Raw genomic sequence first — 21,361 nt, 5'->3', positions numbered from 1 at the left:
CCGGCGCAGCCGGCAAGAGCGATGAGGCAGGCCAGCAACGGGATGGAACAGGGCGGCTTCACTGCGACTGCGCTTCGAACTGTTCGAGCTGCTCCCTGACGGACTGGCCGTCCTGCTGCTGGCCGTTGCGTCTGCGCACTGCCCCCGCTGCGAAGGTCTTCAGGAATTGCGATTGCTCGGAGAGGGCTGCCTTGTACCGCTGCGATTCCAGCACGACGGCGCTGTTCAAGGCGCCGACCGCTTCGTTGGCGGTCTGGTTCCCCTGCAACACCATCTGCGTGTTCTGCTCCAGCGCGCCCTTCATATCCGGGGCGCTGCCAATCTCACCGGCGGCACCGGTGAAAGCGTCTGTACGCTTCTTCGACGCGGCGTTCATGGCGTCCGTCATCGCGGTCAGGGCCGTCACCGTCTGGACCCCCTGATTATAGGCCTGGTTCGCACCGGTGAGCTCGCCGCCGGTCACCGCGTCCTTCACCATCTTGACGAGGTTCAGGCCATTGATGACCTGGGCCGCCATGTTTTGAAACTGCCCACCAATCCCGCCGAACGATGCCTGATTTCCCTGCAGGATCGCCCCGAAATCCGGTGCCTGGCTCATCGTGAATCCGCCGCCGGTCGCCAGCGACGAGAACTTGCTGGCATCTTGCGTCCTGTCGCCGGTGATCGCCTGCAGCGTCCGCGTCGTGTTGTCCTTGATGATGGTCGTGTCCGACTGGATCTGCGACGTTAGCGCCTTGATCTTCTCGTTGACCGCGGTATTGGCGCCATCTGTCACGGGCACCTGTGCAAAGGCCGCCGTCGACAACAGCAGTGCGGCCGCACTTCCAAGAATGATCGTCTTCATCGGTTCACATCCTTCCGCTTCGTAATCGTTCAGTTCGCTCATTGCGCCCGCCGGCTGTCGACGATCGCGACCAGCCCGACCACGTCGTCGTCCATCGCCGCGAAGGTGGCGTTGAGGCCCTGTGTCCGCGCCTGCTCCTGCAGGTACCCAAGCAGTCGCTGGATATCGGACGTCGCCGATTGTGGTGGAACCGCATAGCAGCGCGTCGACCCCGTGTTCACCACCGTCGACGGACAAGCGATTTCGGCGATCTTGATCTCGCCCGAGCCGTCGCCGAAATTGCCGTTTTGACCGCTGCCCGATCCCCTCAGGAACGCCGACGCCTCTTTGAGTTGCCCAAGCATTGTCTGCTGCTTCAGCTGGTTCGCCTCGAGCGCCTTGCCGACGAGGGTATTCCATGTCTGGGCCCGCTCGAGCTGCGCCTCGGTGTTGCGGTCCACGGCCTTCTTTATGGCTTCGCCGCACCCTGCCGGCGCCGAAACCATCTGAGGGATCGGGGCTCCCATCGGTCTTTGATCGCCAAATTGCCGTTTGTTGCCATTGTAGAACTGGCTGACCATGTTCACGTAGTTCTGCGTCTCGCGGATCTGCGGAATGTTGCCGTTACGCAGCGATTGCCGATGCGGTCCTGCATTATAACCGGCCGCCACCAGATCCAGCCGCCCCGGATACATGCCCATGATCTGCTTGAGATACGTCACTCCACCACGGATGTTGTCGCGAAGATCATAGGGATTGACGCCGAGCTTGGCGGCGGTTGCCGGCATCAGCTGCATCGTGCCGAGGGCTCCGACTGCGGAAACCGCGCTTTGGCGGAAACGCGATTCCTGTTCCGCGATCGCCATCGCGAAATTCGGATCGACGCCCTGGCGCCGGGCCTCATCCGCCACCATTTGCCGGATTTGCTCCTGGGTGGCGTTGCGCGGATTGTTCGGCCCGACCTGATCGCCCCAACCGGCGCCGCCGCCGAAGGACGAGCAATCCATGCCGCCGACGCCCTGCCCCGGCGCATAGCTGTTCGTCGTATCACCCGAGTTGCCGCGCGCGATCTGCTGGTTCTTGCGGTAGCTGTCGTACCACTGCTGCGTCGTCTGCTGGATCCTCAGCCGGGCCGCGTCATTCACCGGTACCTGGGCATACGACGACGACAGCATCGCGCCCGCAAGCAATGCCGTCGCCATCGCCCCGCATAGCATCGGTCGCCGCATCGTCTTATTCCTTCCAGTCACAGAATTTGTCCAACCAGTCGCGCGGATCCTCGCCATATTCCTCGCGCAGCATTTCGACCTGGCGCACGGTGTCCTCCCGGCCGGACAGCACCTTCACGAAATCCATCATGTGGCCCATGTCGACACGGGCCACGACACTGTCGCGGGCGTGCTTGATCAGGACGAAACGCTCAGCCGGATCGCCTTCCTTGACCCAGGTGAATTCGGCATCCGACAGACCGAACGGCTTCTTGAGGCTGTCTTCGTCGGCCTTGGGGAACGGAAAGAAGATGTTCGTGCTGGTCTGCTCGATGATCGTGCGCGACACGCTCGACCGCACCACGTCGTCCGGTGACTGCGTGCCGAAAATGATCATCCCGTTGCGCTTGCGGATGGTCTTGAAATAATCCTTCATCGAGCGCTTGAACTCCTCGTCATCAAGGAGCTTCCAGGCCTCGTCCATCAGGTTGATCACCGGCGTCTTGCCGTCATAGATCTTGTCGAGGCGATGAAACATGTAGAGAAGCGCGGCCGTCCTGGCCTGCGGGTCTTCCAGTATCGAGGTCATGTCGAAGCCGATCATCGGCCTGGAAATGTCCAGACGGTCCTCGGCATTGTCGAACAGCCAGGCGTATTGCCCGTTCTCGACCCACTTATCGAGCCGAGCCATCAGGCCGGTTTCGGTCCGCTGTGAGCCGGCAAGAAGCGAGCGCAGTGCCGACATGCGTCGGAACTTCACATCGCCCGAGGACATGATCTGCTTGATGGCGGAGCGGATGATCTGCTCCTCCTGAGGGGTCAGGGACTCGCCCTCGCGGTTCGGCTTCAGCATGAAGCTGATCAGCCGATAGAGGAACACACGGTTTTCTTCCGTGTTCTCCATCATCAGAGGATTCCAGCCTGACGGCTCCCCCGGCTCCAGCGTCATGTACGCGCCGCCTGCGGCGCGCACCATGATGTCCAGGCCGCGGTCCTTGTCGAACACCACGGCCTTCAGATCAGGATTGACCCGATAGGCCTGATTGATCAGGAAGCCCATCAGCACCGTCTTGCCGGAGCCGGTCGGGCCGAAAACGGTTGTGTGCCCGACATCGCCCTGATGGAAATTGAAGAAGAAGGGCGTGCCCGACGTCGTCTCGAAAATCGTGATCGCCGGCCCCCAATGGTTGCCGTCGGGCCTGCCGTAGGGGTAGGCATGAAACGACGATAAGCCGGCGAAATTCAGTGTCGAGATCGTCGCCCGTCTGGCGATATAGGCCTGGTTGCCGGGCAACTGCGCCCAATAGCATGGTTCGCAATTGAGGTCCTCGCGCACATAGCTGGCGCCAAGGGCGCCGAACTCCGAGCCGACCACGGCCACCGCCTCGTCCAGCGCGTCAATGGTCCTGGCGATCGGCATGACCGTCAGATGGTGTTCCGCGTACGCCACATTCTTTCGCGCCAGCTGGTCGCGCGCGAAATCGAGGTCGCTCTGGATCGAAGAACCGCCTTCATCGGATTTCGACAATTGCCGGTCCAGACGATCGATCTTGTAGCGGGCGGCCTGGTCGTCAACGAAGGACAGAGATTGCGTGACCACCATCTCGAAGGGCTGCTTGAGCACATAGTCGAGCATTCCGGCGCCGGTCTCCGGCGGGTACTCCCGCAACGAGATCATTGCGGCATAGCGATCCTCGACCCGCGTATCTCCTTCCAGATGGAGCGTGCGATTGCCGAATGTGGTTCGCCGCGATGGCACCATCTCGTCGATCGGCATGTTTCCTAGATGCATCGGCCGAACTTTGCCGGCATTGAGCAGAGCATAGAAAAACTCACACTGCTCGGAAAACCAGACGACACGCGCATCCGGATCCACGACCATGTCTGCGCTGACGTCGCGATAGATCCGCCGGCCATCCGGCATGGACACCTCGACGCGCTTCACATCGCGCAATACCTGCGGACCGTATGGATCGAGGCTCTTCTCCAGCGCGCGCGTCGCTTCGAGCAGCTTGTCGCGCATATGGCGCAGTTGCTCCCGCGCCACCACAGTGCCGCCCGCACCCAGGATTCGGCCCAAAACGGTGCCCTTCCTGAACACCGGTCGCACCACGAGGGACACATAGGTGTCGTTGACGAACATCTCGTTCTTCGAGATGCTGGCCTGATAGACCTCGTCCATACGAGCCATGAAAGGATCGGCGAAGTTGCCCGGCAGCGAAGGCTTCACCTTGTGGCGCACGACGTGGGTGTAGACCGCAAAGCTTCCCAGGCTCGAAATCGCCCGAAATGCCGTGTTGCGCTGCCGTTGCAGCAGATTGACGTAGTCGATATCGGCCGTTTCGAACGAAAACCCGTTGAGACGCAGCGTCGTGACGAGACAGTCGTTCTTGAGCCGGATGATCCCGTTCTCGATCGGCGCGAAATACGGCACATGCGTCGATATCCCCTTGTCGGCGAAGATGTCCCATCCCCGACTGAGATTCGACCGCAAGGAGCTCGCAACCGTCGTCATTTGCCGTAGGTCCTGATCCGGCCTCCAATCCGCCTGCCGAGCGGATTGACGCCGCATGCACTGTGCTTCTGCAGGATGTCGAAGAACCACAGATCGATCTTCGTGCTCACCACGTACAGAACCGAATGCTGGACGATGAAGGCGGCCGGGAACCAGAGAATGGAACCGAGCGCCAGGAACAGCATGAGCGAGGTGAAGCACTCCGCGAGAAAGAAGGTGTAGGGGATGCCCATCACCGTCGGCGGCCGCGTCATCGCCAGGATGACGGGGTACGTGTCCACGATCTCTTCTTCGTCTCTGTTCGCCATGACGATGAAGGCGCCTACTGCGCGCCACCGGCCAGAAAATCGACAAGCTCGGCCGCCGCGAACATGCCGGCGAGCGAACCGCCGACCCGCAACAGGGCGCCCCAGCTCCAGTAGCCAAACGCCGCGGCGAGAAACATGCCGATAAAGGCGATCGCGCCGATGCTGCGCCCGAATGGCCCGGTGAAGAACTGGACGATACGGTCGGCGGCGTTCTGCAGGGCCTGCAGGTTCTGCGCCGCTGCCGGTTCGATCGCGGACATGAACAAGATCCCCGCGCTCACCGTCGCCATGGTTGAATGGACGATCACCCGCTTGCCGAGTGGCGAGTTCCACCCTTTCCTGGCAGCGTCTTTCAGCCCGCCGCAAAATGCCTTCACGCTGTTCATAGGCTGCCTTCCTCTTTTACTTTCACGGGGCCGTCCGGACCCGGTATCTGCTCAGCCGCATCCGTCCCCATGGGGCTTGGGTCATTTGTGGAAAACACCAGCATCGTCGATCGTGCGGGGCTGGAGACCTCTGGGTTCGCCGCTCTCCGCTTCTCACGTGCGTTGAGACCTTGGCGCACCCGTCCAACGGTCTGGATGTCGCCTTGCGCGTATGCGTGGGTGTAGAGACCCACCACGCGTGTCACATAGTCGGCCGTTTCGCGGATAAGCGGCAGCGAAGTGCGGGCGTCCACCTTCGGCTCGCCGGCGTTGTACGCCGCCGCCACGAGCAACGGGTTGGCATATTTATCGACCAGCACTTTCAGGAATTTCGCCGATGCGCGCACATTCTGCACCGGATCGGTCAAATCGCTCGCGCCATATGCGGCTCCCGTCTCCGGCAGCATCTGCATGATCCCGATCGCCCCTGCCCCGCTGATCGCCTCGGGATCGAAAGCGCCGTTCTCGGCCCGAGCGATCGAAAGCATCAAATTCGGATCGACGCCCTCTTCGCCCGCCGCCTGAACAATCAACCGTGCGACATCGTCAGGGATTCCCGCCAGCAGGTCGGGCCGAACTTTCGCGCCAACGTTGCCGATTGCCGACCACGGCATCACATCGGCGGCGTCTGCGGTGCTTTCGGCCGTCAGATCGTGCGGCGGCTCGACCCGAAGAGGCTCGGCCCGATAGGCAAAGACATTGGCGCTTGCCCGAACGGCCTTCACTCGGACCGGCACCAGGACAGCTTTCGCTGATGTACGCGGCGCCGCCGTTGCGGCTCCGGTACGGGCGGAAAACGCCTCATCGCTCAGCGGCGTCTCCACGCCTGAAGGTCGAGCCTCCAGACCCTCCCCGACAGCCTGCAGGGGTATCACCGCGCACAACAGTGCAATGGCCGTGAGGCCGTGAGCACTGGAAAATCGCGTCGCTCTCCTCGACAGAAACCGCATTCTTGACCCTGTACGGTGGACCTTAGATTGCACTCTAGTATAATCTAATTCGCAAAGGTCAAGGACAAACTGTCACTATCGTATAATTTAACTCCTGAGCTACCGATCGCATTCGCCGGTCTGAGTCTCCGATCAGGAGCCTTTTCGCTCCCAGGGATCACGCGTCCGCTGATAGCGCAGTTGCTCCTGGTCGCCGAGGAATTTGGCCAGATTGACCGCAGTTGCGCCTTTGACGAACACCGACCCCGCATCGGCCCCAGTTCGGTACCTAACGATGCGGCAGAGGTAGTTCGGCAATGGTCTGTTTACGCGCTCAATCTGGTAGCAACCCGTGATCTGATACTGATAGTCGTCGCTCAAGGTCTGGAACCGACGGTTCTGTTGCTGCACCGGACCGAGCCGATATCGCCGGTACTGTGACGTCGACGTTTGCACCAACTGGCATTCCGAGAACGTCCCGTATGCCTTGCATTGCGTCAGCTTCAAACCTGTCCATGGACGTGGAGCGGAGTAGCTCGACGGACCGACCGGTGACGCGCACCCTTCCACAGCCAAACCCAGTGCTATCGCCGCGATGACCGGCACCTTCATTCAACTTCTCCCCGCGTCGCAAGCATAGCCGCTCGCCATCAGCCCATTGACGATCTGCTCGAACGCGAACCGGCAAACGGGTCCTGCATCGTCAATGCAGCCCAGCGATGTCAGATCGATCTCCGCCAGCGCCAACTGCTCCACCATCGTTGCGATTTGCCTGCCCGAGACGGCGGACAGCGTCGACCACGCCTTCTGCGACCCGCGGTTTCCGAACATCGTCGACCAGGCGTAATGCCCTGCCGCCAGATCCAGCAGGATCTCGATACGTCCTTGCCCGCGGCTATCGTTATGGCAGGCGCCGCGCGCCACCACGGCGAATGACGGACCGATCGCCCGGTCGAAATCAATGACCGTGCCATCGTGAAACTTCGCAATGTCCGCCCCCTTGGCGACGATCATTCGCCGTTCGTTGCGCATCGCGCGCAGCGATCCCCACTGTACGAAATTCTCCATCGCAGTAGGTGCCACCGCGCCCAGTCCGGTTCTTCCGCCACAATGCTCGCACGCGAGCAACAGCTCATCCTTGGTGAAGCGCAGCCTTCCTTCGCTCATGGCGGTGATGAACTCGCACCGCTGTGGGCCGGCGCGCTTCCAACCGCATACGGCGCCATAGGTACCAAGTCGGTCCACGTCCCAATTCTCGGCCGTCGTCCCCTGTGATACCTGCGTGTTCGGTCCGAGCACCAGCCCATATCCGTCCGCCTGCGTCCCGCAATGCCGACAGTCGTATTGCAGCGGTACGAGATACCAATCCATCGACCACACTTCGCTCACGGGCGACTCTGTTCTCTCATTTCGCTCCGAATTCGAGCGTGCAGACGCTCAATGCAAACCCCGGCGCCTCCTCAAAATGTTACTATCGTATAATTTTAGATGGCGCAATTCCTATGCCGCTGGCAAGGCGCAGCAACGGCCTTTGGCCGTGCTGCTGCGGCCTTCAGGACTTGGCCTGCAAGGAGGAGGTGGGGCGTGGACCTGCCGCGTCAGCGTCTGGGGCGGAGAAACAGGAAAGCGCGCGATAAAAGGTGCGGCTTTGGCCGCGTTTGCGGCCTTGGACTTCACGGTCATCGTGATGCTGCTTCACAGGCGGATACCGTTAGTCGAAGATCCGCGTGGCAAGTCGATTCTGCTATGGAACTACCGGTTGGCAGTTACAGCCTGTCGGTAGCGGCCTGCACAGCGCTGCTTGGGATTCATGTCAGCAGACAGCGGCGTCAGCTAGCGCAGCCCCGCAGACCGTTCCCAAGCGCATTGGGATGCCCTTGAGTTGCGCTGACCAATGATCGTCTCATCGGCGAGGTTTTGCTTTTCTTGCTCCGTCTTACGCTCGTCGTCAAAATTTGAAGCCGGCCTGGTGCGCCGGCTGGTCGTCTCACCCGAGATCGCTCCGACAAGCGTCAGGCATGCCAGGATGGCGACAAGCTTCACCCAGAAGTGCTGGACAAGGAAATCATAGCCCCAAGAGCCGATCGCAGGGGCCCATGTCGCACCAATAGCGGACGACCCGATCCACAGAAGAAGCCAACCACCGAAGGCGATCCAGACGACGAGCATGACAAGACCGGCAAGCATCCAGAACGCCTGCACCAATTTTTTTATAGCCCTGATCATCGCCAATCGTCCGTATAATTTTACCGCGTCATGTGCCGGAAAAGCGGTTCCGTGCCTCTCGAAACTTGCACTATCGTATAATTATCGTCTATAGCATTTTCCCGTCGGTTGGAAAAGGCCGAACTGAAAAATGCGCGCAATTGCTCCAATTTCCATCTCTGTCCTCTTGGCTTCGGCCTCGACCGTCGCCGCCCAAAAGGCGACGGCGCCGCGTCGTGCCAAGTTTGTCGAATATTATCAGAATGCCTACGCAAACGGCCGCGATCTTGTTCCGGGGCCACAACGCGCGCCGGATCCGGCCAGTTTGGAGAAGGCCCTGAGACTCGAAACCGTCATTCCTGAAGCGGCATTGACCGGCAATGCGTTTGTCGATGCCGAAAACACCATCATCAAGCTGGTCGGCGCTCAGGGCTGCCAATCGACGCAACAACTGCAACTGAACGGGATGCGCGCGACGTGCACCATGCTGTCGCTCGCTGGACTGAATGCTGCTCTGCAAACGGCCGCAGCATCTGCGGGCGGCGCGTTTCCGTGCCATTTTCTTGGCGCGAACACCGGAAAACCTTCGGTTCGCTTTGCCGAATGCTTCTTCATCGGCGCTGACGATCGTGTCCAGCCGTTGTCGGAATACCTCATTCGGCGCGGATTGGCTTTCCCTACCCGGGCGCCTGACGGCACAGCGCTCTTCCCTGAATACGCCGCTGCCGAAGCCGCGGCCTCAAAGGCCCATGTCGGCATTTGGTCGAACGCCTCGTTCCAGCACCCCTATGGTGAACGGTACCGGCAAAGCCAGACGAATTGATGCAGGTCTCGACAATCATGCTTATTGCTATCGTCGCCCGTTCTCTTGTGTTCGCCTATGCGGCCGTTGTGCCGGCTGTTCAGGTGCCGGCGCGACCGGAGCCAGTTCCTGTCCAGGCGCAGGCGCCGGCGCCGGACGGAAGAGATCCGACCCCGTCGGCAGACGGGAACGGCAGCAAATTCGTGCCCTTTCCCATGACGGCGCAATTTGAGACCGCCGATAGCTGGATCGCGGATGGCAAGCGTTACCGGCTCTATGGCCTACAAGCCTGTCTGCGTGGCACGTCGGTGACGATAGCACCCGGCGTAAAGCGTGATTGCGGTGAGCTGAACCTGATCATGGCGCAGGCTATAGTCCGGGACAGCAAACCCGTCTGTACGACGATCCGGGAACTCGATGCCAGCAATCTGCTTGTTGTCTGTCAGACGACGACGGGAAAAACCCGCTACGACCTCGCGACCTTCATGATCGCGCAGGGATGGGGATTTGCAGCTGTCAGCTCGACCGGCCAGCTGGTCGTTCCGGGTTATCGGCTCGCCGAACAAGGCGCACGCGAAGCGCGCGAAGGGCTCTGGGCCTATTCGGATCTTCCCCATCCTGTTTCCATCCTCATTGGACAGGGTCAGCAGCAGTCCTCAAAAGACGTAGTCGGCAAGCAATGAAACCCCTCAACGGCATCGCGATCTTCGTCATGCTCGCCACGATATGGCCGGCGAGCGCGCAGGGCCCAGCGGACACGGTCCTGCCGAAGCAAATCTATGGACGCGTGCAGGTGCTCGACGGATCGACCATCGAGTTCATCACCCCTAAGAAGATCGTCCGCCTTGCAGGGTATCTTGCACCTCGGCTCGATCAGGTTGCCACGACCGAAAGCGTCGAATGGCCCGTCGGTCAGGTGGCCCGCGCCTGGTTGATCCTTCGCACCCTGAAACACGATGTGAATTGTGCATCCGTGACGACCGATGCGAATGGCACCGTTCTCGCGCATTGCTTTGTCGATGAAACCAATCTGGCCGCGACCGCGATCGCCGAAGGCATTGGATACGCGTACAATTTTCCCGGCGAGCCGCAGGTTCCCGCTTATTTCGATATCGAACGCCGCGCGCGTGGCCTGGGGTTTGGCGTCTGGTCCGATCCGAAGCTCACCCCGCCCTGGAATTACAAACCCGACAAGCCGGCGGAGCCTGTGGCGCGTTCGACGTCAAAGGAAACGTCGGAATTCGGCCTACCCCTTCCTCCCCCCGCTCCAGTGCCACCCGAAAATCCTCCGCGAGGTTAAGATGAAAAGCCTATTCTTCATGGTCCTGATTGTTGGCGCCGGCGCGATCCTCGCTTCGCCGGCGATATCGCAGACTTCCCAGCAGCCGTCTCAAAACACCGGCATCGACCCGGATCAGTGTGGCGCCGGCGGTATGGGGTGTACGCCTGATGATGTCCAGAAGTGGATGGATAAGGGCAACGAGCTCGCAAATCTCTCCAGCGCCGATCTCAGCCAATACGCCTATGGCTGCGCCAGACATCCGGACTGGAAGCATGATTGCGAGACCGACCCGGGCAAAGTCCTGCGCCGTCTCGGCATCACTGACTATCAGTGACGGACATTCTCCCATGAATCAGACGGTGAATTTAGGCGTCACGGGACTCGTGTCGTTGATCGTCGGGGTTGCTGGCGGCTACGTCTACGCGAGCTCGATCCACGCGACCAAGGTCGAGGAACTCGCTGGCCAGATCACCACGCTGCAAAAGAAGGTTGACGAATACGAGGCGGCGACCAGGCTTGAAGTGCCATCCGATGGAGAAGCGCTCGCCGCAATCCGCAAACTCATATTCTTCGGCGGCGTGAAAAAAGTCGCCATCGATCAGTGCCAGAAGGACGCGGCCGGTCCAGGTGTCCTCTGCTCGCTCACGATCACCGACAAGCACGACCACGTTCTGCCCAAGGTGCTCCGCTTTGTCAAAATCGACGACGTCTGGGCATCACAGAATTGACGAGACAAGGAGAGAACCATGAAGCCCCTACGATACCTGCTTCCCGCTATCGCCAGCATCGTCATCGGCATTTCGGTTCATAGTGCCCAGGCCCAGGATGCTTCCTTCGGCTGCAAAATCCTGCTGTGTGTTGCGTCGCAAAATCCTTCATGGCAAGGGGTTTCGTATTGCGTGCCGCCCGTTTTGAAACTGCTGTCAATCCGCAAGGTTCATCCCGGCTATTGGCCATCCTGTCCCGAGGCAGGAACCAAAGAGCCGGGTTATGCCGAATATGAAGATTGTCCGGCCGGAACGACTGCGACCACTATCAACACCTACAGCGGCCATGGCGGCAACATGCGCGACACCGCCGTTTGCGCAAAGCCGGTTCAGGTCGCCTGCACCACGCTTTTCAATCGCAGTAGACACTTCGGAAATATCGACTACCTGAAAAGTGACCAGTTTCGGCGCGATGGCAACACTTGCATGACGAACGAGATCATTCCGAGACCGAAGCGCAAAGATCCCTACTATTTCGACATTCGCAACAAAGAGACCGGCAATGTTGCGCGCTATCATTTCAATTTGAGGAACTGAGATTGAATTCCCCATCACTGAGCAGCCTACAATGAAGGAATGGGCTTTGATGCCATTCAATCGTGATGCGCAAATGCGGATTCTTTCTCGAAATATCTGTACCTGAAGGGGGTTGGAGCGTCCCAGTTGGACGACATGTTCGTTCAAATCACCATTCCGCCGCCCTGCGCCTTTTTCCGCCTGCGCAGGCCATAAACGGCATCCTGGTCGACGAATGTCCCAACCCTTTGAATTCAGATTCTTTTTGACTCCGGAACCATATCGGCGGTCCATGGCTTTATTGACTCGCATAGGTTGTGCCGGAGTGCGAGTGTCATGGTTGCAGCGCGGGCAAACTGGAAGGGTTACATCAAGTTCGGAGAAGTTGCCTGCGCGGTAGCGCTCTACACGGCCGCTTCCTCGTCCGAGCGCATCGCTGTTGATTTCCGCTGAGAGCTGACCCGGGATTTTCGCCGAGAAGTGACCCGCCTTCATGTATGGTTTGGGTCTTAGGTCTTGGTCAAGGTGGGTGCTTTCTCCTTCTTTGTTGGTGTGGTCTGGGCAGAGCTGTTCTTGAAGCGGAAGCTGTCGTTTCCAGTCTCCAGGATGTGGCAGTGATGGGTGAGCCGATCGAGCAGCGCCGTCGTCATCTTGGCATCGCCGAAGACGGTGGCCCATTCGCTGAAGCTGAGGTTGGTGGTGATGACGACGCTGGTGCGCTCGTAGAGCGTGCTCAGCAGATGGAACAGCAGCGCCCCGCCTGACGCGCTGAAGGGCAGGTATCCGAGTTCGTCGAGGATGACGAGATCGGAGTGGGCGAGCCGGTTGGCGATCTGGCCGGCCTTGCCCTGAGCCTTCTCCTGCTCAAGCGTGTTGACGAGCTCGACGGTGGAGAAGAAGCGGACACGCTTGCGATGATGCTCAACCGCCTGCACGCCGAGGGCGGTGGCAATGTGGGTCTTGCCGGTGCCGGGGCCGCCGACAAGCACGACATTGTTGGCATCGTCCATGAACTCGCATCGATGGAGTTGGCGCACGAGGGCCTCGTTGATCTCGCTGCTGGCGAAGTCGAAGCCGGCCAGGTCGCGATAGACCGGGAAGCGGGCTGCCTTGAGCTGATAGGCTACGGACCTGACCTCCCGCTCGGCCATCTCGGCCTTCAGGAGTTGCGACAGGATGGGGATGGCGGCCTCGAAGGCGGGTGAAGCCTGCTCGGTGAGTTCGGCGACGGCCTGCGCCATGCCGTGCATTTTAAGGCTTCTGAGCATGACGACGATAGCGCCGCTGGCGGGATCATGACGCATGACGCACCTCCCGGGTCTGGCGCAGAGCATCGTAGCGCTCGACATTGGCCTGCGGCTCCTTGACCAGGCTCAGCGCCTGCGGCGCATCCACGATCGGCGTCTCGATCGGTTTGCCGTCGACCAGCCTGTGCAGGAGATTGAGGATGTGGACCTTGGTCGGAACGCCGGCCTGCAGCGCCATCTCCACGGCGGTCAGCACGACCTGCTCGTCATGTTGCAGGACGAGCGACAGGATCTCGACCATCTCGCGGTCGCCGCCGGGCTTCCTGAGCAGGTGCTGCTGCAGCCGTTTGAAGGCTTCGGGGAGTTCAGTGAAGGGAGCGCCGTTGCGCAGAGCACCGGGCTTGCGCTGGATGACCGCCAGATAGTGACGCCAGTCGTAGACGGTGCGACCGGGGCCGTCATGCGACCGCTCGATGATGCGGCGGTGCTCGCACACGATCTGCCCCTCCGCAGCAACCACGATCCGTTCCGGATAGACCCTGAGGCTGACAGGCCGGTTGGCGAAGGACGCCGGCACGCTGTAGCGGTTGCGCTCCAGATGGACGAGGCAGGTCGGAGAGACCCGCTTGGTGTATTCGACGAAGCCGTCGAAGAGGCGTGGCATCGGCATCAGGAACCGTGCTTCCTCGGCCCGGATGTCTTCGATCGTTCCCGGCCTGAGGCCATGGGGAACCTGTTGCCACAGTTCCCGGCACCGCTGTTCCAGCCAGTCGTTCAAGGCCTCCAGCGATGGAACGCGCGGTATTGGCTGCCATAGCCGGTGACGCGCATCCTCGACGTTCTTCTCGACCTGCCCCTTCTCCCAGCCCGAGGCCGGATTGCAGAACTCGGTCTCGAACAGATAATGGCTGGCCATGGCCGAGAAGCGGGCATTGACCTGCCGCTCCTTGCCGCGGCCGATCCTGTCGACCGCCGTGCGCATGTTGTCGTAGATCCCGCGCCGGGGAACGCCGCCCAGAACCTGGAAGGCGTGGTTGTGGGCGTCGAACAGCATCTCGTGCGTCTGCAGCGGATAGGCCCGCACGATGAAGGCCCGACTGTAGCTGAGCTTGAAGTGAGCCACCTGCAGCTTGGTGCGCTCGCCGCCGATGACCGCCCAATCTTCCGACCAGTCGAACTGGAACGCTTCGCCGGGCTCGAACGCCAACGGCACGAAGGTGCCGCGCCCGCTCGTTTGCATCTGACGTTGGCGCTCTTCCTTCCAGGCCCGCGCAAAGGCGGCCACACGACCATATGAGCCCTCATAGCCAAGGCTCATCAGGTCGGCATGCAACTGCTTGATCGTGCGCTTCTGCTTACGCGGCCTGTTCGCCTCCGTCCTCAGCCACGCCGACAGCCGCTCGGCATAGGCATCAAGCTTGCTCGGCCGATCCGGCACCTGGAAGCGGGGCTCCACCTCATCAGATCGCAGGTATTTGCAGATCGTGTTCCGCGACAGTCCCGTGCGCCGCGCAATCTCCCGGATCGAATGCCCGTCACGCAGATGCCAGCGTCGGATAACGCTCAGTAACGCCATGTCTATCACTCCAAAATCCCCTGCGATCAACCAGCAGGGGTGGGTTCAAACATGGGTCACTTCTCAATGGAAAAACCGCCCAATCCCGGGTCAGTTCTCGGCGGAAATCAACAGGCCTCAAATACGCTGGCGCTTCTAGGTCTTGTCGCCGCTGGTCTGGGAGTGACCGTCTATCCCAAGAGCCTCATCGGGTTCCTTGGAAGCAACGTCGTGCTGCGCCCTATCGTACATCCTGCATTTCGCATTCCAACGGTGCTGGCATGGAAGCGCAGCAACCGTTCAAATTCGGCGCGCCATTTCGTCGAAGTAGTGAAAAGTCGACCCGCGCGATAACCGGTTCGTTAGTATACTCGGACTGTATCATTCCGCCAAAGCGAACTCAGGCGCCTACGGAAGTATGTGTACGGCGGAAGGCCGCGGGCGTCATGCCGCACCTTTCGCGGAAAGCGCGGACAAAATGCGAGGAATCGCAGAAGCCGGTCGCGGCGGCGATCTCCGTCACCGATTGATCGCATTGACACAGCAGGAATTCCGCGTGCTCCAGCCGCATAATCTTGCAGGCAAGCGTCGGCGCCATGCCGACCGCTTGCTGAAAGTGGCGTTCCAGTCGGCGACGACTAACGCCTAGCCGATGGGCCGTCTCGGCGACGGACAAAGGCGTGTCGATGGTCTGCTGCATGAGCAGAAGCGCCTTTTTCACCAGCGGATCGTCGGTCGTCAGGTCGAGCGGGATGCCGGGCTGCGGTTTCTCGGCCCTCAACGCATCGTCGATAATCATGATATGGAGGCTCTTGCGAGCTTGTGCGCGTCCGACATGCCTGTCGACCAGCCAAGCCGCGAGATGCGCCGAGCTTGCACCGCCCGAGCAGGTCAGGCGATCGCGGTCGACGATGAAAATCTGGTCGGAGACGGGTCGCAGCCCATCGAACTGTTCCAGGAAATCCGCATGGTGGAACCAGCTCACGCAGCAGCGATAGCCGTTCAACAGCCCGGCACGGTGAAGGATGAAGGCGCCGGTGCAGACGCCAACGAGTGGCACGCCCGCAGCGGCCGCGCGCTGAAGGTAGTGAGTATATTCCGGACTCAGGTTAGGAATCTCGTCGATCAATCCGCCGACGACGACGAGATAGTCGAACAAGGTGGGATCGCCTAACCGTTCCTCTGGATGGACTGCAATACCGGAGCTGGACACGATTGGCTCCATCGTTGCCGACAGGACGCGCCAACCGCATAAAATCGGGCGGCTTCGGTCGCCCTCGTCCGCCGACAATCTCAAGACATCGACGAAATTCGCAAAGGCGCACAGTGTGAAGCGGCGCGCGAGGATGAAGCCGACCGACAGGCGCGGCCGAAGCTTCCGCACATTCTGGCCCCTTTTTTCTCCATCGGTCAAGGACCCTTCTCCCGTTCTTGTCGCATGGATACCATTCTTATGACGCGCACATTCTGCCAAAAGCGGTGCGATATCGCAATAAGTAGGCCCCATAGAACTGGGGAATCCAATGACCCGATTTTCAGCTTTCTCACTCTTGAAGAACGCCTTGACCGGGAACAAGAACTGGACCGAGCAATGGCCGGACAGCCAGCCGAAGACTGAATACGACGTGGTCGTCGTCGGCGCCGGCGGCCACGGACTGGGGGCCGCCTATTATCTCGCCAAGGAACACGGCGTTACCAACGTCGCGGTGATCGACAAGGGCTGGCTGGGCGGCGGCAACACGGGCCGCAACACCACCATCATACGCTCGAACTATCTCTATGACGAAAGCGCCCGGCTGTTCGACCACGCCGTCGACCTGTGGGAGAACCTCAGCCAGGAACTGAACTACAACGTCATGTACTCGCGGCGCGGCGTGCTGATGCTCGCCCACAATGTCCACGACGTGCAAAGCTTCAAGCGCCACATCCATTCCAACCGGCTGAACGGTGTCGACAACCGCTGGCTGACGCGGGAGGAATGCAAGGAATACTGCCCGCCGCTGAACATCTCGCCCACTGCCCGCCATCCGGTGATGGGCGGCGCCCTGCAGGAGCGCGCCGGCACCGCGCGTCATGACGCGGTCGCATGGGGCTACGCCCGCGCCGCCGCGGCGCGAGGCGTCGACATCATCCAGAACTGCCCGGTGACGGCGATCCGTCGCAATCCGGACGGTTCGGTCGCCGGCGTCGAGACTGCCAGGGGATTCATCAAGGCCAAGAAGGTCGCCGTATCGGCAGCCGGCCATACGTCGGTGGTGATGCAGACCGCGGACGTACGGCTGCCGCTGGAAAGCTATCCGCTCCAGGCGCTGGTGTCGGAGCCGGTCAAGCCGATCTTTCCCTGCGTTGTGATGTCGAACGCGGTCCACGCCTATATCAGCCAGTCCGACAAGGGCGAACTGGTGATAGGCTCGGGCACCGACCAGTATACGTCCTATTCTCAGCGCGGCGGCCTGCCGCTGATCGAGCACACCATCGCGGCCATCGTCGAGGTCTTCCCGATCTTCAACCGCATGCGGATGTTGCGCAAATGGGGTGGCATCGTCGACGTGACGCCGGACCGCTCGCCGATCCTCGGCAAGACACCGGTGAAGAACCTCTACGTCAATTGCGGCTGGGGCACTGGCGGCTTCAAGGCGACGCCGGCCTCCGCCCACGTCTTCGCACATACCATCGCCCGCGACGAGCCGCATCCGATCAACGCTCCGTTCACGCTGGACCGCTTCCGCACCGGCCGTCTGATCGACGAGGCCGCCGCCGCCGCCGTCGCGCATTGAGGACCGACCCATGCTCCTGATCCATTGCCCCTATTGCAACGAAACGCTGCCCGAGGCCGAGTTCACCTATGCCGGCGAGGCGCATGTCGTGCGTCCGCAGGACCCGTCGTCCCAGACCGACGACCAGTGGGAAGGCTTCCTGTTCATCCGCGCCAATGCCCGCGGCCCGCACTACGAGCGCTGGCGGCACCTTCATGGCTGCGGCCGCTTCTTCAACGCGGTACGCGATACGGTCAGCGACCGCTTCCTGACGACCTACAAGGCGGGCGCGCCTCGCCCCACCCTCGAGGCCCTGCCGGAGGTCCGCAAATGAGCCGGTATCGCGTTCCAGGCCGCGGGCGGATCAACGTCGGGCAGCCGGTCAGCTTCACGTTCGACGGCAAGATCTATCAGGGCGCACGGGGCGACACGGTCGCCTCCGCCCTGCTCGCCAACGGCGTCCACCTGATGGGCCGCTCCTTCAAGTATCACCGTCCGCGCGGCCCGGTCGCCGCCGGCTCGGAGGAGCCGAACGCGCTGATCGGCACGCGGCGCGGTCCCGGCCGCTTCGAGCCGAACACCCGCGCCACCGTGCAGGAGCTGCGCGCCGGGCTCGAAACCATCTCGCAGAACAAGTATCCCAGCCTGAAGTTCGACGTCGGGGCTGTCAACGACGCCGCCTACATGCTGTTTTCGGCCGGCTTCTACTACAAGACCTTCATGTGGCCGAAGAGCTTCTGGCACAAGGTCTACGAGCCATTCATCCGCGCCGCCGCCGGCCTCGGCGTCAGCCCGACGGAGGAAGACCCGGACCAGTACGCCTCGCGCAACCTGCATTGCGATGTGCTCATCGTCGGCGCCGGTCCCGCCGGTCTCGCCGCAGCGCGCGCGGCGGCGGTCGACGGGCTAAAGGTCGTCCTCGTCGACGAGAACGCCGAGCCCGGTGGCACGCTTCTGTCGGAACCGCAGGCGCGGATCGACGGCCGGCCGGCCTGGGACTGGCTGGCGGAGGAATTGAGGGCGTTGAAGGGTCTGGGCGTGCGGATCATGACCCGCACCACGGCAATCGCCTATTACCACCAGAACATGCTGGGCCTCTGCGAGCGCGTGACCGATCATCTCGACGCGTTGCCGAAGGACACCCCGCGCGAGCGCCTGTGGCGGGTACGGGCTCGCCGGGTCGTGCTGGCCCAGGGCGCGCTGGAAAAGCCGCTGGTGTTCCACGGAAACGACCGCCCGGGCGTCATGCTGGCGGGTGCGGCGCAAACTTACCTGAACCGCTACGGCGTGCGCGTCGGCGACCGCCCGGTCGTCGTCACCAGCCACGACAGCGCCTGGTACGCAGCCTTCGATCTGCAGGGCGCGGGCGCGCGCATCCAGGCCATCGTCGACACCCGTGCCGCTGTCCGCGAGGATCTGGTGAACGAGGCCCGCGCGCTCGGCATCCCGGTGAAGCTGTCGCACACGGCGACCGCCACTTCGGGCCGAATGCGCGTCAAGTCGATCCGCGTCAATCCGGTCAAGGGTGACAGCGTCGGCGGTGGCCAAGAGATCGTATGCGATGCGGTGCTGACGTCCGGAGGCTGGACTCCGTCCCTGCATCTGTTCTCGCACACGCAGGGCAAGCTCGCCTGGAGCGACGACCTCACCACCTTCCTGCCTGACCGGACGAACGAAGACTGCGCCATCGCCGGTGCAAGCCGTGGGCTTTGGGGCGTCGAGGCGGCGTTGAAGGACGGCGCGGAGCGGGGTCGTGAGGTGGCGGCGGCACTTGGCAAGACAAGCAATGTGCTCGCCTACGCGGTCGACAACGACCGCCCCGGCAGCGGCGTGTCGCACAAGGAGCTGCCGACCGACCGCAATCCCGGCAGCGCCAAGGCCTTCGTCGACTACCAGAACGACGTCACCGCCAAGGACCTGCGGCTGGCCGTGCGTGAGGGCATGCGCTCCATTGAACACGTCAAGCGCTACACCACCAACGGCATGGCGACCGACCAGGGCAAGATGTCGAATATCAACGGGCTGAACATCGCTGCCGACGCGCTAGGCAAGCGCCAGCCGGAGGTCGGGCTCACCACCTTCCGGCCGCCCTATACGCCGACCACCTTCGGAGCCTTCGCGAACTACCATCGCGGTGAGCATTTCGAGGTCACGCGCAAGACGCAGATCGACGGTTGGGCCGCCGAGAACGGCGCCGTCTTCGAGCCGGTCGGGCAATGGCGCCGGGCGTGGTACTTCCCGAAGCCCAGCGAGGACATGGACGCGGCCGTCAGCCGCGAGTGCCGCGCGGTGCGTTCCAGCCTCGGCATCTTCGATGCCTCGACGCTGGGCAAGATCGAAGTCGTCGGCCCCGATGCCGTGACCTTCATGGAGCGAATGTACACCAACCCATGGGCCAAGCTCGGCGTCGGACGCTGCCGCTACGGCCTGCTGCTCGGCGACGACGGCTACATCCGCGACGACGGCGTGATCGGGCGCATGGCCGAGGACCGCTTCCACGTCACCACCACCACCGGCGGCGCCGCGCGCGTCTTGAACATGATGGAGGACTACCTCCAGACCGAATGGCCCGGGCTGAACGTCTGGCTGACCTCGACGACGGAGCAATGGTCCACCATCGCACTGAACGGACCCAACGCCGCGAAGCTGCTGGCGCCGCTCGTAGAAGGGATCGAGCTGACCGAAGAAGCCTTCCCGCATATGTCGTGCCTGGAATGCACGGTGGCAGGCATGCCGGCCCGGCTGTTCCGGGTCAGCTTCACGGGCGAGACCGGCTTCGAGGTTAACGTGCCCGCGCCGCTCGGCCGCAAGTTGTGGGAGACCCTATGGCAGGCCGGCCAGCAATACGGCATCGCGCCCTACGGCACCGAGACGATGCACGTGCTGCGCGCCGAGAAGGGCTACATCATCGTCGGCCAGGACACGGACGGCACGGTCACGCCCTACGACGCCGGCATGGGCTGGGCGGTCGGCAAGAACAAGCCCGACTTCGTCGGCAAGCGTGGCCTGGCCCGCCCCGACCTGACGGCCCAGGGCCGCAGGCACCTCGTCGGCCTGCTGACCGAGGACCGCTCGAAGCTGGAGGAAGGCGCGCAGATCGTCTTCGACCCCAAGCAGCCGATCCCGATGAAGATGGTGGGACACGTCACCTCGTCCTACCACTCGGTCGCGGCCGGCCGGCCGATCGCGCTGGCCCTCGTCGAGGGTGGGCACGAGCGGATGGGCGAAACCGTCTACATCCCGATGCCCGGCCGCACCATCGCCGCCACCGTCACCGGGACCGTCTTCGTCGATCCCGAAAACACCCGCCTGAAGATCTGACCGGAGGCGAAGATGAGCAGCGAGATTTCTTCCCTGAATCCCGGCGTCGTGATCGAGACGAAGGCCGCACAGCTCAGTGTCTCGCCGACCGAGGGGCGGCTGTCGCTGCGCGCCAGGGGAAACGCCGTCGCGGCACTGAGCGCCGCACTCGGGCTTGCCCTGCCCGACCGCATCGGCCGCCGCGCCGCCGTCGGCGAGATCGAGGCGATCCGCCTCGGCCCGGACGAATGGACGATCCACGCGCCCACTAGGGACGCCGCCCGGCTCACCGCAGCATGCACGGCGTTGGCCGCCGCCCATCCGCACAGCCTGGTCGACATTTCCGGACGCGAGGTCACGCTGCTGGCCGAGGGGCCGAAGGCGGCCGAACTGCTCACGCTCGGCTGCCCGCGCGACATCGCTACGATCCCGTCCGGCGAAGGCCGCCGCACTCTGTTCGACGGCGCGACCGTCGTGCTGTGGCGCGACGCGGCCGACCGCTTTCGGATCGATGTCTGGAACAGCTTCGCCTCCCACATCGCCCAGCTGCTCGAAACCGGCTGCAGGGAACTTGCTGCCGAACTCGCCTGATCTTTGAAAGGATAACGCTATGACCGCCCCAGCCATCTCGGACACCGCGATCGCCAGCGCTATCGCCGAGGAACTCGACCGACAGAAGAACCGGATCGAATTGATCGCTTCGGAGAACATCGTATCCGCGGA

At 62.2% G+C, this 21,361-nt stretch carries 23 protein-coding genes and 1 pseudogene; 12 read left to right on the top strand and 12 right to left on the bottom strand.

Features of this window, described 5'->3' with window-relative positions:
• Nucleotides 1-58: 58 nt before the first annotated feature.
• The 9 genes from QFZ88_RS27560 to QFZ88_RS27520 form a co-directional block, all read right to left on the bottom strand.
• Nucleotides 59-886, bottom strand: coding sequence for a conjugal transfer protein (locus QFZ88_RS27560; RefSeq protein ID WP_245317434.1), 828 nt, complete (start codon nt 884-886; stop codon nt 59-61).
• Complete coding sequence (locus QFZ88_RS27555) at nt 883-2,052, bottom strand: lytic transglycosylase domain-containing protein (protein ID WP_065996911.1); 1,170 nt, start codon at nt 2,050-2,052, stop codon at nt 883-885. Before QFZ88_RS27555 ends, QFZ88_RS27560 begins: the two co-directional genes overlap by 4 nt.
• Before the next feature lie 4 nt (nt 2,053-2,056).
• Entirely contained in the window at nt 2,057-4,546 is a 2,490-nt protein-coding gene (locus QFZ88_RS27550) for a VirB4 family type IV secretion/conjugal transfer ATPase (RefSeq protein ID WP_065996913.1), read from the bottom strand.
• Nucleotides 4,543-4,854, bottom strand: a complete 312-nt coding sequence (locus QFZ88_RS27545) for a VirB3 family type IV secretion system protein (RefSeq protein ID WP_065996915.1) — start codon at nt 4,852-4,854, stop codon at nt 4,543-4,545. The genes QFZ88_RS27550 and QFZ88_RS27545 overlap by 4 nt, the downstream gene beginning before the upstream one ends.
• A gap of 14 nt (nt 4,855-4,868) precedes the next feature.
• On the bottom strand, nt 4,869-5,240 hold the full coding sequence (locus QFZ88_RS27540; RefSeq protein WP_065996917.1) for a TrbC/VirB2 family protein: 372 nt from the start codon (nt 5,238-5,240) through the stop codon (nt 4,869-4,871).
• Nucleotides 5,237-6,103 (bottom strand): lytic transglycosylase domain-containing protein, encoded by an 867-nt coding sequence (locus QFZ88_RS27535; protein ID WP_065996919.1) that lies wholly within the window; start codon nt 6,101-6,103, stop codon nt 5,237-5,239. The genes QFZ88_RS27540 and QFZ88_RS27535 overlap by 4 nt, the downstream gene beginning before the upstream one ends.
• A gap of 258 nt (nt 6,104-6,361) precedes the next feature.
• On the bottom strand, nt 6,362-6,820 hold the full coding sequence (locus tag QFZ88_RS27530; RefSeq protein ID WP_065996921.1) for a hypothetical protein: 459 nt from the start codon (nt 6,818-6,820) through the stop codon (nt 6,362-6,364).
• Entirely contained in the window at nt 6,821-7,597 is a 777-nt protein-coding gene (locus QFZ88_RS27525) for a hypothetical protein (protein ID WP_137902178.1), read from the bottom strand.
• 444 nt (nt 7,598-8,041) lie between these two features.
• On the bottom strand, nt 8,042-8,434 hold the full coding sequence (locus tag QFZ88_RS27520; protein WP_065996928.1) for a hypothetical protein: 393 nt from the start codon (nt 8,432-8,434) through the stop codon (nt 8,042-8,044).
• A 130-nt stretch (nt 8,435-8,564) separates the two neighbouring features.
• Here QFZ88_RS27520 and QFZ88_RS27515 point away from each other — a divergent pair, with 130 nt between their 5' ends.
• The 7 genes and pseudogenes from QFZ88_RS27515 to QFZ88_RS27485 form a co-directional block, all read left to right on the top strand.
• Nucleotides 8,565-9,236: a hypothetical protein gene (locus QFZ88_RS27515; RefSeq protein WP_065996930.1), complete on the top strand. Its 672-nt coding sequence runs from the start codon at nt 8,565-8,567 to the stop codon at nt 9,234-9,236.
• On the top strand, nt 9,236-9,898 hold the full coding sequence (locus QFZ88_RS27510) for a thermonuclease family protein (RefSeq protein ID WP_065996932.1): 663 nt from the start codon (nt 9,236-9,238) through the stop codon (nt 9,896-9,898). Before QFZ88_RS27515 ends, QFZ88_RS27510 begins: the two co-directional genes overlap by 1 nt.
• The gene (locus tag QFZ88_RS27505; RefSeq protein WP_065996937.1) at nt 9,895-10,515 is read left to right on the top strand and encodes a thermonuclease family protein; all 621 of its coding nucleotides are present in this window, start codon (nt 9,895-9,897) and stop codon (nt 10,513-10,515) included. The genes QFZ88_RS27510 and QFZ88_RS27505 overlap by 4 nt, the downstream gene beginning before the upstream one ends.
• A gap of 19 nt (nt 10,516-10,534) precedes the next feature.
• Nucleotides 10,535-10,831 (top strand): hypothetical protein, encoded by a 297-nt coding sequence (locus tag QFZ88_RS27500; RefSeq protein WP_245317438.1) that lies wholly within the window; start codon nt 10,535-10,537, stop codon nt 10,829-10,831.
• 13 nt (nt 10,832-10,844) lie between these two features.
• On the top strand, nt 10,845-11,225 hold the full coding sequence (locus tag QFZ88_RS27495) for a hypothetical protein (protein WP_065996941.1): 381 nt from the start codon (nt 10,845-10,847) through the stop codon (nt 11,223-11,225).
• Nucleotides 11,226-11,243: 18 nt separating this feature from the next.
• Complete coding sequence (locus QFZ88_RS27490) at nt 11,244-11,801, top strand: hypothetical protein (protein WP_065996943.1); 558 nt, start codon at nt 11,244-11,246, stop codon at nt 11,799-11,801.
• 315 nt (nt 11,802-12,116) lie between these two features.
• Nucleotides 12,117-12,218 (top strand): annotated as a pseudogene (locus QFZ88_RS27485) (Ku protein); the annotation flags it as partial.
• Nucleotides 12,219-12,289: 71 nt separating this feature from the next.
• Here the strand turns inward: QFZ88_RS27485 and istB are convergent.
• A complete protein-coding gene (gene istB / locus QFZ88_RS27480) occupies nt 12,290-13,084 on the bottom strand; it encodes an IS21-like element helper ATPase IstB (RefSeq protein WP_065996945.1) in 795 nt (264 codons plus the stop codon).
• Complete coding sequence (gene istA, locus QFZ88_RS27475) at nt 13,074-14,603, bottom strand: IS21 family transposase (protein WP_150978916.1); 1,530 nt, start codon at nt 14,601-14,603, stop codon at nt 13,074-13,076. The genes istB and istA overlap by 11 nt, the downstream gene beginning before the upstream one ends.
• A 66-nt stretch (nt 14,604-14,669) precedes the next feature.
• Here istA and QFZ88_RS27470 point away from each other — a divergent pair, with 66 nt between their 5' ends.
• Nucleotides 14,670-14,936, top strand: coding sequence for a LysR substrate-binding domain-containing protein (locus tag QFZ88_RS27470; RefSeq protein WP_287499036.1), 267 nt, complete (start codon nt 14,670-14,672; stop codon nt 14,934-14,936).
• Nucleotides 14,937-14,982: 46 nt separating this feature from the next.
• On the opposite strand, the gene QFZ88_RS27465 is transcribed toward QFZ88_RS27470, so the two are convergent.
• Nucleotides 14,983-16,158, bottom strand: a complete 1,176-nt coding sequence (locus QFZ88_RS27465) for a GlxA family transcriptional regulator (protein ID WP_245317387.1) — start codon at nt 16,156-16,158, stop codon at nt 14,983-14,985.
• Between QFZ88_RS27465 and QFZ88_RS27460 the strand changes: the two genes are divergently transcribed.
• The 4 genes from QFZ88_RS27460 to soxG are packed head-to-tail and all read left to right on the top strand — an operon-like array spanning nt 16,106 to nt 21,229.
• Nucleotides 16,106-17,359: a sarcosine oxidase subunit beta family protein gene (locus QFZ88_RS27460; protein ID WP_065996702.1), complete on the top strand. Its 1,254-nt coding sequence runs from the start codon at nt 16,106-16,108 to the stop codon at nt 17,357-17,359. The genes QFZ88_RS27465 and QFZ88_RS27460 overlap by 53 nt on opposite strands.
• A gap of 10 nt (nt 17,360-17,369) precedes the next feature.
• Complete coding sequence (locus tag QFZ88_RS27455) at nt 17,370-17,672, top strand: sarcosine oxidase subunit delta (protein WP_065996701.1); 303 nt, start codon at nt 17,370-17,372, stop codon at nt 17,670-17,672.
• The gene (locus QFZ88_RS27450) at nt 17,669-20,659 is read left to right on the top strand and encodes a sarcosine oxidase subunit alpha (RefSeq protein ID WP_065996700.1); all 2,991 of its coding nucleotides are present in this window, start codon (nt 17,669-17,671) and stop codon (nt 20,657-20,659) included. The genes QFZ88_RS27455 and QFZ88_RS27450 overlap by 4 nt, the downstream gene beginning before the upstream one ends.
• Nucleotides 20,660-20,671: 12 nt before the next feature.
• Nucleotides 20,672-21,229 (top strand): sarcosine oxidase subunit gamma family protein, encoded by a 558-nt coding sequence (gene soxG / locus QFZ88_RS27445; protein WP_065996699.1) that lies wholly within the window; start codon nt 20,672-20,674, stop codon nt 21,227-21,229.
• Nucleotides 21,230-21,361 lie beyond the last annotated feature (132 nt).

Source organism: Mesorhizobium sp. YL-MeA3-2017 (assembly GCF_030814575.1).
GTDB lineage: Bacteria > Pseudomonadota > Alphaproteobacteria > Rhizobiales > Rhizobiaceae > Mesorhizobium > Mesorhizobium terrae.
Note: the sequence above shows the minus strand (reverse complement) of the source record. Positions and strands in the feature narration are given on the sequence as shown.

Bases quoted from the DNA above. Each gene is read 5' to 3' on its own strand.
- QFZ88_RS27495 (WP_065996941.1), top strand. From the start codon at position 10,845: ATGAATCAGACGGTGAATTTAGGCGTCACGGGACTCGTGTCGTTGATC.
- soxG (WP_065996699.1), top strand. From the start codon at position 20,672: ATGAGCAGCGAGATTTCTTCCCTGAATCCCGGCGTCGTGATCGAGACG.
- QFZ88_RS27540 (WP_065996917.1), bottom strand. From the start codon at position 5,240: ATGAACAGCGTGAAGGCATTTTGCGGCGGGCTGAAAGACGCTGCCAGG.
- QFZ88_RS27510 (WP_065996932.1), top strand. From the start codon at position 9,236: ATGCAGGTCTCGACAATCATGCTTATTGCTATCGTCGCCCGTTCTCTT.
- QFZ88_RS27555 (WP_065996911.1), bottom strand. From the start codon at position 2,052: ATGCGGCGACCGATGCTATGCGGGGCGATGGCGACGGCATTGCTTGCG.
- QFZ88_RS27545 (WP_065996915.1), bottom strand. From the start codon at position 4,854: ATGGCGAACAGAGACGAAGAAGAGATCGTGGACACGTACCCCGTCATC.
- QFZ88_RS27505 (WP_065996937.1), top strand. From the start codon at position 9,895: ATGAAACCCCTCAACGGCATCGCGATCTTCGTCATGCTCGCCACGATA.
- QFZ88_RS27560 (WP_245317434.1), bottom strand. From the start codon at position 886: ATGAGCGAACTGAACGATTACGAAGCGGAAGGATGTGAACCGATGAAG.
- QFZ88_RS27450 (WP_065996700.1), top strand. From the start codon at position 17,669: ATGAGCCGGTATCGCGTTCCAGGCCGCGGGCGGATCAACGTCGGGCAG.
- QFZ88_RS27490 (WP_065996943.1), top strand. From the start codon at position 11,244: ATGAAGCCCCTACGATACCTGCTTCCCGCTATCGCCAGCATCGTCATC.
- QFZ88_RS27470 (WP_287499036.1), top strand. From the start codon at position 14,670: ATGGAAAAACCGCCCAATCCCGGGTCAGTTCTCGGCGGAAATCAACAG.
- QFZ88_RS27455 (WP_065996701.1), top strand. From the start codon at position 17,370: ATGCTCCTGATCCATTGCCCCTATTGCAACGAAACGCTGCCCGAGGCC.
- QFZ88_RS27530 (WP_065996921.1), bottom strand. From the start codon at position 6,820: ATGAAGGTGCCGGTCATCGCGGCGATAGCACTGGGTTTGGCTGTGGAA.
- istB (WP_065996945.1), bottom strand. From the start codon at position 13,084: ATGCGTCATGATCCCGCCAGCGGCGCTATCGTCGTCATGCTCAGAAGC.
- QFZ88_RS27460 (WP_065996702.1), top strand. From the start codon at position 16,106: ATGACCCGATTTTCAGCTTTCTCACTCTTGAAGAACGCCTTGACCGGG.
- QFZ88_RS27500 (WP_245317438.1), top strand. From the start codon at position 10,535: ATGGTCCTGATTGTTGGCGCCGGCGCGATCCTCGCTTCGCCGGCGATA.
- QFZ88_RS27515 (WP_065996930.1), top strand. From the start codon at position 8,565: ATGCGCGCAATTGCTCCAATTTCCATCTCTGTCCTCTTGGCTTCGGCC.
- istA (WP_150978916.1), bottom strand. From the start codon at position 14,603: ATGGCGTTACTGAGCGTTATCCGACGCTGGCATCTGCGTGACGGGCAT.
- QFZ88_RS27520 (WP_065996928.1), bottom strand. From the start codon at position 8,434: ATGATCAGGGCTATAAAAAAATTGGTGCAGGCGTTCTGGATGCTTGCC.
- QFZ88_RS27550 (WP_065996913.1), bottom strand. From the start codon at position 4,546: ATGACGACGGTTGCGAGCTCCTTGCGGTCGAATCTCAGTCGGGGATGG.